Origin of the sequence: Cognatazoarcus halotolerans (genome assembly GCF_009800965.1) — a bacterium.
GTDB classification, from domain to species: domain Bacteria; phylum Pseudomonadota; class Gammaproteobacteria; order Burkholderiales; family Rhodocyclaceae; genus Cognatazoarcus; species Cognatazoarcus halotolerans.
On record NZ_WUAF01000001.1, the window covers coordinates 595,224 to 607,557 of the forward strand.

Annotated in this window: 14 protein-coding genes; 6 read left to right on the forward strand and 8 right to left on the reverse strand. The window is 64.3% G+C overall.

Annotation, left to right across the window (positions count from 1 at the left end):
- Entirely contained in the window at positions 1–381 is a 381-nt protein-coding gene (locus GQB03_RS02820; protein ID WP_159683890.1) for a hypothetical protein, read from the reverse strand.
- Between the two features lie 11 nt (positions 382–392).
- Complete coding sequence (locus tag GQB03_RS02825) at positions 393–1,583, reverse strand: class I SAM-dependent rRNA methyltransferase (RefSeq protein WP_159683895.1); 1,191 nt, start codon at positions 1,581–1,583, stop codon at positions 393–395.
- A gap of 230 nt (positions 1,584–1,813) precedes the next feature.
- Here GQB03_RS02825 and GQB03_RS02830 point away from each other — a divergent pair, with 230 nt between their 5' ends.
- Together GQB03_RS02830 and GQB03_RS02835 are read left to right on the forward strand one after the other, a co-directional pair.
- Positions 1,814–2,320, forward strand: a complete 507-nt coding sequence (locus tag GQB03_RS02830; RefSeq protein WP_159683900.1) for a DUF2242 domain-containing protein — start codon at positions 1,814–1,816, stop codon at positions 2,318–2,320.
- Between the two features lie 84 nt (positions 2,321–2,404).
- On the forward strand, positions 2,405–2,893 hold the full coding sequence (locus GQB03_RS02835) for a DUF2242 domain-containing protein (protein WP_159683904.1): 489 nt from the start codon (positions 2,405–2,407) through the stop codon (positions 2,891–2,893).
- A gap of 18 nt (positions 2,894–2,911) precedes the next feature.
- On the opposite strand, the gene xerC is transcribed toward GQB03_RS02835, so the two are convergent.
- The 4 genes from xerC to GQB03_RS02855 all read right to left on the reverse strand — a co-directional run bounded on the left by xerC (position 2,912) and on the right by GQB03_RS02855 (position 6,330).
- Positions 2,912–3,838, reverse strand: coding sequence for a tyrosine recombinase XerC (gene xerC, locus GQB03_RS02840; protein WP_159683909.1), 927 nt, complete (start codon positions 3,836–3,838; stop codon positions 2,912–2,914).
- A complete protein-coding gene (locus tag GQB03_RS02845) occupies positions 3,831–4,487 on the reverse strand; it encodes a DUF484 family protein (RefSeq protein WP_327516020.1) in 657 nt (218 codons plus the stop codon). The genes xerC and GQB03_RS02845 overlap by 8 nt, the downstream gene beginning before the upstream one ends.
- 17 nt (positions 4,488–4,504) lie before the next feature.
- Complete coding sequence (dapF, locus tag GQB03_RS02850) at positions 4,505–5,338, reverse strand: diaminopimelate epimerase (protein ID WP_159683914.1); 834 nt, start codon at positions 5,336–5,338, stop codon at positions 4,505–4,507.
- Positions 5,339–5,418: 80 nt separating this feature from the next.
- A complete protein-coding gene (locus tag GQB03_RS02855) occupies positions 5,419–6,330 on the reverse strand; it encodes a toll/interleukin-1 receptor domain-containing protein (RefSeq protein ID WP_159683919.1) in 912 nt (303 codons plus the stop codon).
- 260 nt (positions 6,331–6,590) lie between these two features.
- On the opposite strand from GQB03_RS02855, the gene GQB03_RS02860 reads away from it, so the two are divergent.
- Positions 6,591–6,860 carry a hypothetical protein gene (locus tag GQB03_RS02860; RefSeq protein ID WP_235026910.1) on the forward strand — a complete coding sequence of 90 codons (270 nt, stop codon included), beginning with the start codon at positions 6,591–6,593 and terminating at the stop codon, positions 6,858–6,860.
- On the opposite strand, the gene GQB03_RS02865 is transcribed toward GQB03_RS02860, so the two are convergent.
- Both GQB03_RS02865 and GQB03_RS02870 read right to left on the reverse strand, forming a co-directional pair.
- Complete coding sequence (locus tag GQB03_RS02865) at positions 6,854–7,750, reverse strand: lysophospholipid acyltransferase family protein (RefSeq protein ID WP_159683922.1); 897 nt, start codon at positions 7,748–7,750, stop codon at positions 6,854–6,856. The genes GQB03_RS02860 and GQB03_RS02865 overlap by 7 nt on opposite strands.
- Positions 7,747–8,610 carry a lysophospholipid acyltransferase family protein gene (locus tag GQB03_RS02870; protein ID WP_159683925.1) on the reverse strand — a complete coding sequence of 288 codons (864 nt, stop codon included), beginning with the start codon at positions 8,608–8,610 and terminating at the stop codon, positions 7,747–7,749. Before GQB03_RS02870 ends, GQB03_RS02865 begins: the two co-directional genes overlap by 4 nt.
- A 245-nt stretch (positions 8,611–8,855) precedes the next feature.
- Here GQB03_RS02870 and metK point away from each other — a divergent pair, with 245 nt between their 5' ends.
- The 3 genes from metK to GQB03_RS02885 all read left to right on the forward strand — a co-directional run bounded on the left by metK (position 8,856) and on the right by GQB03_RS02885 (position 12,171).
- Positions 8,856–10,022: a methionine adenosyltransferase gene (gene metK / locus GQB03_RS02875; protein ID WP_159683928.1), complete on the forward strand. Its 1,167-nt coding sequence runs from the start codon at positions 8,856–8,858 to the stop codon at positions 10,020–10,022.
- A gap of 30 nt (positions 10,023–10,052) precedes the next feature.
- Entirely contained in the window at positions 10,053–10,955 is a 903-nt protein-coding gene (locus GQB03_RS02880) for a M14 family murein peptide amidase A (RefSeq protein WP_200832073.1), read from the forward strand.
- 139 nt (positions 10,956–11,094) lie between these two features.
- Positions 11,095–12,171, forward strand: coding sequence for a calcium/sodium antiporter (locus GQB03_RS02885; protein WP_159683931.1), 1,077 nt, complete (start codon positions 11,095–11,097; stop codon positions 12,169–12,171).
- Positions 12,172–12,334 lie beyond the last annotated feature (163 nt).

A 12,334-nucleotide genomic window follows, 5' to 3' on the forward strand; every position in this document is an offset into this window, starting at 1 on the left:
TCAGGCCCCGTCCCGCTCGCCCGCCTCGCCATCGAGCAAGCGCTCGCACTCCGCCATCAGCGACCGGGCAAGTTCGGAATCGTAGTTGGGGTCGAGCGCTTCCATCATTTCGTGCACCGCGAACAGCCCCGCCTCGCGCGACAGTGACCCGGCCATGCTGCGCGCCAGCTGGTCGCTCAGATTCGACAGATGGCGGCGCTCGGCGAGCGGCAGGCTACGCCCGGTACGGCCGAGCCAATCGGCGGCCAGCGTGGCACCCTGACCCTCGGTCGGCCACTGGCCGTGCTCGTACCAGATCGACAGACGCTCGGCCGCGAGGGCAAAGACCAGCGCCGCGCGCGTACCGCGTCCGTCTGCGGGCGGCGGGCTCGAGGTGCTCATCCGGCCTCCCTTCACGCGACCTGGCAGGCCAGACCCTTGAGGTATTCGCCCTCGGGAACCGCGAGGCCGACGGGGTGATCCGGCGCGGCGCCAAGGCGATGCAATATGCGTGCCTCGACGCCGGCATCCGAGGCCGCACCGGCGACGATCTTCTGGAACAGTTCCAGTCCCACCCCGCCCGAGCAGGAATAGGTCATCAGGATGCCCCCCGGACTGAGCAGTCGGAAACCCGACAGATTGATGTCCTTGTAGGCCCGTGCGGCACGCTCGGCGTAGGCTGCCGAAGGGGCGAACTTGGGCGGATCGAGAATGATCATGTCGAAGCGCCGACCTTCTTCCCTGAGCGTCCGCAGGGCCTTGAAAACGTCGTCCTCGCGCCATTCGGCACGGGCGGCGTCAAGCTTCGGATTGAGGGCGAGATTGCGCGCTGCGCTGGCCAGCGCCGGCGCCGACGAGTCGATCGACAACACCGAGCGAGCCCCGCCGGAGAGTGCCTGCAGCGAAAACCCGCCGGTGTAGCAGAAGCAGTTGAGCACATCGCGCCCGGCGGCAAGCTGCCCGGTGAGCAGTCGATTGTCGCGCTGATCCAGGTAGAACCCGGTCTTGTGTCCCCCGACCACATCCACCTCCATGCGCACGCCGTTCTCGACGATGCTCAAGACGCCGTCGGGCAACGCCCCATGCACGCAGCCGGTCACCGCTTCAAGACCTTCGCGACCGCGCACCTCGGAGTCGGAGCGTTCAAACACCGCCTCGCAGCCGGTTGCTTGGACAATGCCCGCGACGATCGCCTCGCGCCATTTCTCGGCGCCCGCGCTGGTGAGCTGCAGCGTCACGACCTTGCCATAGCGATCGGCAATCACACCGGGCAGCCCGTCCGATTCGCCATGAATCAGTCGCACCCCTTCCTGCCCGGCCAGCCACGGGTGAGTCTGGCGACGCGCCACGGAAGCGGCGACGGCACGCTTGAAGAAGGCGTGATCGATCGCCTGCTGAGGGTCGAAACTCCACACACGGGCGCGGATCTGCGACTCGGGCGACCACGCCGCACGCGCGAGTTCGGTGCCCTCGGCGTCCACCACAGTGACCGTGTCGCCCTCGCGGGCGCGCCCGTCGAGACGGTCGACCGAGCCGGCGAAAATCCATGGATGACGGCGCAGCAGCGAGCGGGCCTTGCCGGGCTTGAGAATGAGTTGGGCCATTGCGGACGAGCCTGCGCGAAGAGACTGGATCGGAGGAAGCGGAGTTTAGCGGCTTCGGCCGCGATCTCCCAGTCGGTCCGCCGCTGCAACCCGGGTTACCGGTCGTCGGCTCGCGGCTTTCCGGTTACAAATCAGGCGTCCGAATCGCCCTCGGCACCCGCCGGAGAACGGCAATCTCTGCTACGCTGCGCTCCATCCGATTCATTGCACCATCACCTCCTAGCAGTTTCATGCGCACCCGCTTCTTCCTCTGCGCAATGCTGGCGCTGGCCGCCTGCTCGTCGCCGTCTCCCCAGGTCTATCGCAAGGAAGCTTTCGACCCTTCCTCGCCGTTCGAACAGCGCTTTGCCACCACGCCGGAGGTCGCCTGCGAGGCTGGGCGACGTGCGCTGCTGAGTCAGGGCTACCTGATCGATTCCGAGGAAGCGATGAAGGTCCAGGCCACCAAGGCATTCCAGCCGGTCAGCGACCAGCAGGTCAAACTGGTGCTGTCAATATTCTGCGTGCCTTCGGGCGGCGAGGGCGAACGTGCCGCGATTTTCGCCAACGGGCGCGAACTTCGCTATGTGCTCAAGGCCAGCGCGGCAAATGCCGGCCTCACTGTCTCCGGCATCGGCTCGATCTCGCTGCCGTGGAACACCACCAATGATTCACTGGTCAAGGTCGGCGAGCAGACGGTGACCGACCCCGAGTTCTACCGGCGCTTCTTTGCACTGATCGACACCTTCATGCCCTGAGCGCGGGGCGTAGCCGCCACGCTTCAATCGGCTTAGACTTCCGCATACCTTTCGATTGAGGGTATGGATATGAAGATCCGGTCCATGATCGCAATTCCGACAGCGGCAATCCTGCTCGGCGCGTGCGGCGGGCCCGCGGTATACGAGGATGAATCCTTCAGCGAATCGTCGCCCTACGCGCGCCGCTACCCGACCGATGCAGCTGTCACCTGCATCGCCGCCCGCCAGGTACTGCTGAGCCAGGGCTACGGGCTCACCGAAGAAACGAACTATTCGATCAAGGGCATCAAGGCCTACCAGCCCGACGACGATGAGCACCTCACGCTCGAACTCACCGTCGTGTGCATGGACAGGAAGGAAGGCGGCAGCATGGCCTACGCGAATGCTGTGCAGACCGCCTACGCGCTCAAGGCCAGCAGCTCGAACGCGGGCCTGAGCGTATCGGGGGTCGGCTCCATTTCGTTGCCGTGGACGTCCAACGGCGACACATTGTCGAAGAAGGCTGCCGAAACGGTGGCCAAGCCGGAATTCTACGAGCGCTTCTTCAACCTGCTCGGCAAGATGTTGAACTGACTTGCTGCGTGCGACCGCTCAGGGCTTGCCAGGCTTGCGCCGAGCCCGCGGGTGGGCCGCGTCGTAGGTCTTGGCGAGGTGCTGAAAATCCAGGTGGGTGTAGATCTGGGTGGTACGGATGCTGGCATGCCCCAGCAGTTCCTGCACCGCACGCAGATCGCTGCTCGACTGCAACACATGCGACGCAAAACTGTGACGCAGCATGTGCGGATGGACATGCACCGCCAGCCCCTGCTTCTTAGCCCATCTTTCGAGGCGCCGGCCGATCATGCTGGTGGACAAACGCCCGCCACGCTGGCTTACGAACAGGGCCGACTCGCCGCGTGCGGCAAGTTGGTCACGTACCGCCCGCCACGCTTGCAGCGCGTCACGCGCCTTGGCGCCCACCGGCACCGTACGGGTCTTGCCACGCTTGCCGGTCACGGTGACCTCCCCGACGGCGAGGTCCGCATCCTGCAGAAGATCTAGCCCGGCGAGTTCCGAAAGCCTCAGGCCGCTCGAATAGAACAGCTCGAACATTGCGCGATCGCGCACCTCGAGGACGTCATCGGGAACGGCGTCAAGCAAGGCGCCCGCCTGATCCGGGCTCAACACGCCGGGCAGACGGCTGGGTGCGCGCGGCGCGCGGACGCCCTCTACCGGATTGGCCGGCAAGCCGTGCAGACGCACCAGCCAACGAAAGAATCCTCGCCACGAGGACAACACCCTGGCAATCGAACGCCCGCCAAGACCAGCCGCATGAAGTCGTGCGGCAAACTGGCGGATGTCGTGACTGCGCAGCGCTGCGGGAGAACGATCCTCGGTCAGGCTGGCAAGGCGCGCCAGATCCCTGCGATAGGCCGCCAGGGTGTGAGTACTGGCACGCCTTTCGTTAGCGAGGTAGGCGAGGTAGCGCTCGACCGCCGGAGCGAACGCCTCCGGCCCGGAATCCCGTACGTCAGCCAAGCTGACGCTGCAGGGCTGCGCTCAGCAATTCGCCGAGCCGGGTGACGTAGAGCGTGCCCATTTCCGGATAGAAACGTTCCGCCTCTTCGCTGCCGAGGGCCAGCAGGCCGAAAACCTGTGCATCGCGGCGCAGCGGCACCAGGCACACCGAGCGCACCAGCGGGCCGGCTTCACCAAACCATTCGAGCACCTCGAGGTTGGTCGGCTCGCCGCAATACGGATGATTCATGTCGCCGGCGTAGTAACCGAGTTCATCGGAAACCGGGCCGAACTCCGGCCCCGACTTCTTGAGCACGCTGTTCCAGATGCGCACGGCAACATGGGGAATCGCGAAATCATCCTGGAGATGTGACATCAGCGCATGGCGGACCGCATCGAAATCATCCGCAACAAGCAAACTCAGCACGAGACGGTGGGTCTTGGTACCGATCTCATCGTTCTCTTCGCCGAACCGGATCAATTCGGCGAACTTGTGTTCGAGTTGCCGGATCTTTTCGCGCAGCGCGAGAAGCTGCCGCTCGGTCAGTGAAATCGCCTGTCCGTTATGCGGATGCGACACCGACAAATGCGCCAGCAGATCGGCATTCTCGTCGAAAAAAGCGGGATTTTCCTGCAAATACGCTGCTACGTCCTGGGCATTCATGCTCATCGCGATGTTTCTTCCTTTCAGGGCAACTCGATTTCGGCGTCGAATACGCTCACCGCGGGCCCGGTCATCAGGACCGGGGTACCAACCCCGCCCCAGGCAATGGACAGGATGCCGCCCCGGGTTTCGACGCTCACCGGCGATTCGAGCAGATTGCGGGCAATACCCGCCACCACTGCGGCACAGGCACCGGTACCGCAGGCCAGTGTCTCTCCCGCACCGCGCTCGAACACCCGCAGGCGGATATGGTGCGGATCCACCACCTGCATGAAACCGGCATTGACCCGCGCGGGAAAGCGCGGGTGCGATTCGATGATCGGCCCCTCGGTCGCGACCGGTGCCGCATCAACGTCGGCCACGACCTGCACGGCGTGCGGATTTCCCATGCTGACCGCCGTGATCGGCACGCTGCGCCCGGCCACCTCGAGTGGCTGAACCACCGCGGTCGAATCCGAAAGGAAGGGAATCCGTTGCGGGTCGAGAACCGGCACCCCCATGTCCACGGTCACGTTGCCATCCGCCTCCAGCTTCGGAGTGATGATTCCGGAGCGGGTCTCGACACGGATTTCGCGCTTCCCCGTCAGACCCTTGTCATGCACGAACCTGACGAAGCAACGTGCGCCGTTGCCACACTGCTCGACTTCACCACCATCTGCGTTGAAGATCCGGTAACGAAAATCCACGTCATCCGCGGAAGCAGCTTCAACCACGAGGAGCTGATCGCAGCCGACACCAAAATGCCGGTCGGCAAGAAAGCGTACCTGCTTTGCGTCCAGCTGGATCTTCTGGTTGAGCGCATCGACAACCACGAAATCGTTGCCCAGGCCCTGCATTTTTGTGAAACGAAGTCGCATCGCATCCCAATCGCAGCAAATTGATCGGGCGATTGTCCCGCAGCGCGTCATCAAGGTCCACTGCCATGCGGTCGGCCGCGCTAGGGTCCTGCTCCGGCGGCTCTGCCCGCCTCGAAGCTGATCGGACGATACGTTGAAAAACCACCGCTGCTGACAAGCCTGAACCGGATCAGATTCCCGGCCAGCTCACCGTCGTAGCGATGACGAAGCATGCGGGTTTCTTCTCCGGCAACGACCTCGCTGACGGTTTCAAAATGGATTTCCCGACCGTCAATACGGAGCGACTCCATCACCCTGGGCGTACCCAGATAGCTGGCCATTCCTTCCCAGCGCCCCCCAACGCGCTCAAACTCGAACCGCTCAGCGTAGCTATCCCCCCAGTCGTATGTCACCCGGGCCTGCCAAGTCCCAGCCAACCGGGGTTCCGTCGAAGGCATCAGCCACCAGGCGCCCAGCCCGGCGACCAGGCATGCCAGGGAGGCCGCAGCCAGGCGCACGCTCCAACGCCGCAACCGTGACGGCCGAGCGGCGAGCAGCGGCGCGAGGACCCCCGCGAGACGGCCAAGACTGTCGCTCCAGCCCTCGTCCTCAAGCGTGATCGCGTGCAGCCCGGCGAGCGGCTTGAGCGCCGCGGGCAGCACCGTCTCGTCCGGCATCGCCGCCCCCGCGACCAGAACCGGGATCACCGGCTTGCCGCCAGCCAGCGCAACGCTGATTTCGCGCGACACGAGGTCGTCCGGCTGCCCCAGGCGACGAACGCCGTCGCGCCGAGCATCGAGCCAGCGCGGCCCGATCAGCACCAGCACCGCAACCGAAGACCGGATCCGCCGCTCGAGTACCGCGGGGTAGGACTGCCCGGGCTGCAGATCGCTCACGTCGCGAAATACCGATTCGGGACCGAACGTCCGCTCGAGCCCTTCTTCCAGCCTGCCGGCATAACCGCCGGCATCTTCGCGGCGGTAGGAAATGAAGATGTTTGGCTTCAACTGCACGGCAAACCACCTGCGGCGCGGCACGCTGCACCGGAGTACCGGGAAGGGCACAAACTTCGCAACTGACTCTTCATCGCGCGACTCCGGGCTCACGCCTTGCCGCGAAAGCACAGGCAAACGGCTTGTCTGTTTCAGGCTAGTACATGGGCATCGATTGTGCCGCACCGAAACGACGGACTCACGACAAAGTGCTGTCATCGCCTTCTGGCGTACCTCATGCGGCGGTATCCTCGCGGCAAGCCCTCTGAGACGATAAGCGAATGACCGATACCGAATCAAACGCGCCCGAGCATTCCGCCTCGCGGCCCTCCGGCACACCCTGGCTCGCATGGAGCATGGCCCTGTGCGGTGCAGCAGCCGCACTGTTCGGCCTGGCGCTGATGTTCGGCGCGGGCCGCCATTGGCATCCGCTGCTGGCCGAGGACGGTGCAGGGATCGTGTTCCTGGTGTCCGGGATTGCGCTGGTCGGCAGCGCTGCGTTCCCTATCGTGCTGCGCCGCCTGGCGAGCGCCGAGGAGCGCGCTCAGTAAAGCCGGGGCTCGCCGTCGGGACGAGTCTTGAACCGTTTGTGAACCCAGTAGTACTGCTCTGGCATGGTCCGCACCAATGCTTCGATCTCCGCATTCATACGGGCCACGTCCGCTTCGATGTCGCCCGACGGAAAGTTCTCCCAGGGCTCGCCAAAGCTCAACCGATACCCTGCACCACCTGGCAGCAGACGCGTCACGCATGGGACCACGGCTGCATCGGCCATGCGAGCAAAACGCGGGAGACCGGTAATCGTGGCGGTCTGCACCCCAAAGAACGGCACGAAGATCGACTCCTTGCGGCCATGATCCATGTCTGGAAGGTAGTAGAACGGCCGGCCGGCCTTCATCGCCTTGACCGTGGCGCGGATGCTCTCGTGGCGCGGCTGCAGCAATTGATCGCCGAAGCGGCTGCGGCCATGGTACAGCCAGCGGTCGATCACCCTGTTGCGCTGTCGTGCATAGATGCTGACGATGTCGAACAGCATGGTCACCCGGGTGCCGCCCATGTCGAGCCCGACGAAATGCGGAGCCATGAGGATCACCGGCCGCCCGGCCGCCAGAAGCGCTCGCACCCGCTCCTCCCCCTCCACGCGGATCAGTCGTTCGAGGCGCGCGCGCGGTGCCCACCACAGCAGGCCGCGCTCGAGCAGCGTCCGCCCAAGGTTGGCGAAAAGCCGCCGCGCCATGCGCTCGCGTTCGGTCTGACCAAGTTCGGGGAACGCCAGTCGCAGGTTGGTCCGGACAACTCGCCGGCGCGGAAAGATCGCCACATAGAGCAGCAGCCCAAGGGCATTTCCCAAAGGCGCCAGCAGCGACAGCGGCAGCCAGTGCAGAAGCCACAGGACAGCGACCAGCATGCGGCTGGGCAGCTCGGCAACCCAGCGTTTCATGATTGCGACTCCGGCCGCGCAGCCCCCTTCGGCGCCTTGTAGCGGTTGTAGCCCCACAGGTACTGCTCCGGCTTCCGGCGAATGAGCCGCTCCATCTCGCGGTTGATGGCAGCGACCCGCGTTTCGGTGTCGCCCTCGAGCGGCGACTCCGGCGCGGACAGCCAGAGATGGTAACCGGCACCGCGCGGAAGGCGCTCCGCCCAGGCCATGATCACCACGGTACCGGAGACCTCGGACAGTCGTGCGGCAAGGGTCATCGAATACGCCGTCCTGCCGAAGAACGGCGCCCACACCCCCTCGCCGTTTCCCGGCACCTGATCGGGCAGCATGCCGACGGCCTCGCCGGCCCGCAACGCCTTGATGAGCCTCCGTACCCCGGCGAGGTCCGCGGGTGCGAGCCGCATGCCGGGCCGCGAACCGCGGCCAGCCTCGATGAGCGGTTGCAGCTCGGCCCGCTTTGGCGGACGGTAGAGAACCGTGATCGGATAACGCGAACCATAGAACTGAGCCGATATCTCGAAGCAGCCCAGATGGGGTGTCAGGAACAGTATGCCGCGCCGATTGGCCCTCGCCTCCTCAACCAGTTCCCAGCCCGACACCTTCACCGTATCGATCACTTCCGAAGGACTGCGCAGCCACACCCAGGGCAGTTCCATGGCCTGCTCGCCCGCACCACGAACCGCCGCGGGGACGACACCTTCCGGCACGGAGCCACCAAATGCCTGGGCAAGGTTACCCTTCAGACGCCGACGGTATTTTGGCGACAAGCAATAGGTCAGCCATCCCGCGACAGCGCCGAGTCGGTGCAGCGTGGCCAACGAGCGATGCGACAGGAAATGGAACAGGCGGGCAAGCAGCAATGGCGAGGTCGTCTGGTCTGAATAAGGTAATCGGTCACGAAAACCGTTGCACGGACATGGTTTACTGAACGCAACGGACGGCTATAATAGCCGCTTCCGCCGAGTTAATTCGACAACTTGCAGGGCGGGGCCACTCTTCGGAGACGTGCCAACAAATACTGCTAAAGCGTCGCCGCTCGACGAAATCCCCGGAGCCGGCAACGCCGGAATCATCTGGGGATTTTTGTTTTATGGAGCATTTTGCAATGGCCAAGGAATTTCTTTTCACCTCCGAGTCTGTTTCCGAAGGACACCCCGACAAGGTCGCCGACCAGGTGTCGGACGGTATCCTCGACGCGATCCTGGCTGACGACCCGCATGCGCGCGTCGCCTGCGAGACGCTGGTATCGACCGGTCTGGTGGTGATATCGGGCGAGATCACCACCAAGGCGCATATCAACTATCGCGAGGTGGTGCAGGACGTCATCCGCCGCATCGGCTACGACAATTCGGACATCGGCTTCGACTACAAGTCCTGCGCCGTGCTGACCGCGATCAACCAGCAGTCGGCTGACATTGCACAGGGGGTCAACAACGCCAACGACGACAATCTCGACCAGGGCGCCGGCGACCAGGGCCTGATGTTCGGCTATGCCTGCGACGAGACGCCTGCGCTGATGCCGCTGCCGATCTACTATTCCCACCGCATCATGCAGCGCCAGGGCGAGCTCCGCAAGGATGGCCGCCTGCCTTGGCTACGCCCGGATGCGAAGAGCCAGATAACGGTCAAGTACATCGAAGGCAAGCCCGTAGCGATCGATACCGTGGTGGTATCCACCCAGCACGACCCCGACATCTCGCATGCCCAGCTGTCGGAAGCGGTGATCGAGGAGATCATCAAACCGGTTCTGCCCAAGGAACTGCTCAGCGAAAACGTGCGCTATCTGATCAATCCGACAGGCCGTTTCGTCATCGGCGGTCCGCACGGCGACTGCGGCCTGACCGGCCGCAAGATCATCGTCGACACCTATGGCGGCGCGGCCCCGCACGGCGGCGGCGCGTTCTCGGGCAAAGACCCTTCGAAAGTGGATCGCTCGGCTGCCTACGCCGCGCGCCATGTCGCCAAGAACATCGTGGCGGCGGGGCTTGCAAACACCTGTGAGGTCCAGGTGGCCTACGCGATCGGCGTCGCCAAGCCGGTTTCACTGATGGTGAACACCTTCGGCACCGGCAAGGTGGCCGACGAGCTCATCGTCGACCTGGTCCGCAAGCACTTCGATCTGCGGCCGAAGGGCATCATCGCCGGACTGGATCTGCTGCGACCGATCTACTCCAAGACGGCGGCCTACGGCCACTTCGGCCGCGACGAGCCGGAGTTCACCTGGGAAGCCACGGACAAGGCGGCGGCACTTCGCGCCGACGCAGGGCTGTAATCCGCAAGGCGGGGAGGTAAACTGCGCAGCATGCGTGCCAATTACCTACCCCGCCAGCCTCGACGCAATCCCGTCGTCAGGCTTGTTCTGACCCTTTTTTCGGTACTCACCGTTGCCTCGGCGTCGGCCGCGAACGACGCCGACGACTGGTGCAATCTCGTCGGCCAGCGCCTGTCCACTGTACGCGCCATGCCCTGCGCCAAGATGGGCTTCAAGTCCGCCTCTAGCCGATCCATCAAGGGCGTCGCGCTGATGACGCACGAAGCGCCCCCGTCGCCACCGCGAAAATCCGCATCCATCGCCCGATCGAGCCGTTCCACCCGGATTCTCGTGATCGGCGGCATTCATGGCGACGAACTGACGTCGACCTCGATCGTCTTCCGCTGGATGCAGTGGCTTGGCGAACCCGAGGCCCGCCAGCATCACTGGCGGATCGTACCGCTCGCCAATCCCGACGGGCTGCTTTCCGATCCGCCGCAACGCATGAACGCCAATGGCGTGGACCTGAACCGCAACTTCTCGACCCCCGACTGGCAGCATGATGCCCACGAGTACTGGTCCAAGCGCACCCGCAAGGATCCGCGCCGTTTCCCCGGAAACAAGGCCGGATCCGAACCGGAAACACGCTGGCTGCAGGGCGAGATCGAAAGCTTCCGGCCCGATGTCATCGTCTCGATCCACGCCCCCTATGGCGTACTCGACTTCGACGGACCTGCCGAAGAGCCGCGCCGTTTCGGCCACCTTCGCCTCAACCGCCTCGGCATATATCCCGGCTCACTGGGCAACTATGGCGGCGTTCACAAGAACGTTCCGGTCATCACCATCGAGCTGCCAAACGCCAACCGCATGCCGCCCGAATCGGAAATGCAGGATATCTGGCGCGACATGCTCGAGTGGGTCGACAAGAACATTGTCCCGGGCCGGCTGTCCTGAATACGGCTTGACGGGGCTTATCGCCATCGCGCAAGCGGTGCCCCCGGGACGGCGGCCGCCGTGCGGCGCCCCGGCCAACCATCGAACCAACCGGCGGCGTAGCTCCGACAGCTGCCGGTCCACTTCCGCAGGGTAATTCGTGTTTGACCAAATCATGATGTTCGCGCTCGGCCTGATTTGCCTGGTCGCAGGCGCCGAAGCGCTGGTCCGTGGCGCCTCCAGGATCGCCCTGTCCTCCGGCATTTCGCCGCTGGTAGTCGGCCTCACAATCGTTGCTTTCGGAACCAGCGCCCCCGAGATGGCGGTATCCGTAGGCGCCTCGCTGGACGGCAAGCCGGATCTTGCCGTAGGCAATGTAATCGGCAGCAACATTGCCAACACCCTGCTGATCCTCGGCGTGTCCGCGGTCATCATCCCGCTCAGCGTGGCAGGCCAGATCATCCGCCAGGAAGTACCGATACTCATCGGGGTCACCTTGCTGCTGCTCGGCTTCGCCTGGAACGGCGTGATCAGTCGACCGGAGGCAGCCCTGCTGCTGTGCCTGATGCTCGGCTATACCGCCTTTCTGATCGTACAGTCCCGCCGCACCGCGAACGGGACTGCCGGCGAGTTCGAGGACGAGATGCCCACCGACGCGCGTTGGGACCGGCACCGGGGCGTGCAGCTGGCCCTCGTCGCCGGGGGACTCGGATTGCTGGTGCTGGGCGCCGACTGGCTGGTGGGCGCGGCAGTGGAGGTGGCACGCGCACTCGGCGTGAGTGATCTCGTGATCGGCCTCACCGTGGTCGCCATCGGAACCTCGATGCCCGAGATCGCCACCTCCACGCTCGCGGCACTGCGAGGAGAACGCGACATCGCGGTGGGCAACGTGATCGGCAGCAACCTCTTCAACATTCTCGGCTGCCTCGGCCTCGCGGGTCTCGCCTCGGCCAAAGGGATTCCGGTTCCGCCGGCCGCGCTGAGCTTCGACTTGTGGGTACTGCTGGCCGTCACTTTCGCGTGCCTGCCGGTATTCCTGACCGGCCGCGAGATCGCTCGCTGGGAAGGCGTGCTCTTTCTCGGGTATTACATTGCCTACACTGCTTTCCTGATCCTCAGGGCACAGCAGCATTCGGCATTGCCGGCGTTCTCCAGTGCGATGCTGAGCTTCGTCATCCCGCTCACGATCGTGACACTCGTCGTCTCGATGTTCAGGTCCCGCCGCGCGCCCGCGTAAGGAAAGCAGCCGTAAACGCCCCTCGGCAATCAAACGAAAAAGACCGACACGATGCGTCGGTTTTTTTTACAGTCGCCCAGCTTGCAAAAAGAATATTTGTAAAAATCCTTATCGCCTCATAACTTTACATTTTACGGCTCGCTTCTTGCGTCACCGCGGACCC

What these genes read in the sequence shown, in the direction of transcription:
- GQB03_RS02820 (WP_159683890.1), bottom strand. Translation starts at nt 381, where the DNA reads ATGAGCACCTCGAGCCCGCCGCCCGCAGACGGACGCGGTACGCGCGCG.
- GQB03_RS02825 (WP_159683895.1), bottom strand. Translation starts at nt 1,583, where the DNA reads ATGGCCCAACTCATTCTCAAGCCCGGCAAGGCCCGCTCGCTGCTGCGC.
- GQB03_RS02830 (WP_159683900.1), top strand. Translation starts at nt 1,814, where the DNA reads ATGCGCACCCGCTTCTTCCTCTGCGCAATGCTGGCGCTGGCCGCCTGC.
- GQB03_RS02835 (WP_159683904.1), top strand. Translation starts at nt 2,405, where the DNA reads ATGATCGCAATTCCGACAGCGGCAATCCTGCTCGGCGCGTGCGGCGGG.
- GQB03_RS02845 (WP_327516020.1), bottom strand. Translation starts at nt 4,487, where the DNA reads ATGAGCATGAATGCCCAGGACGTAGCAGCGTATTTGCAGGAAAATCCC.
- dapF (WP_159683914.1), bottom strand. Translation starts at nt 5,338, where the DNA reads ATGCGACTTCGTTTCACAAAAATGCAGGGCCTGGGCAACGATTTCGTG.
- GQB03_RS02860 (WP_235026910.1), top strand. Translation starts at nt 6,591, where the DNA reads ATGACCGATACCGAATCAAACGCGCCCGAGCATTCCGCCTCGCGGCCC.
- GQB03_RS02865 (WP_159683922.1), bottom strand. Translation starts at nt 7,750, where the DNA reads ATGAAACGCTGGGTTGCCGAGCTGCCCAGCCGCATGCTGGTCGCTGTC.
- metK (WP_159683928.1), top strand. Translation starts at nt 8,856, where the DNA reads ATGGCCAAGGAATTTCTTTTCACCTCCGAGTCTGTTTCCGAAGGACAC.
- GQB03_RS02880 (WP_200832073.1), top strand. Translation starts at nt 10,053, where the DNA reads ATGCGTGCCAATTACCTACCCCGCCAGCCTCGACGCAATCCCGTCGTC.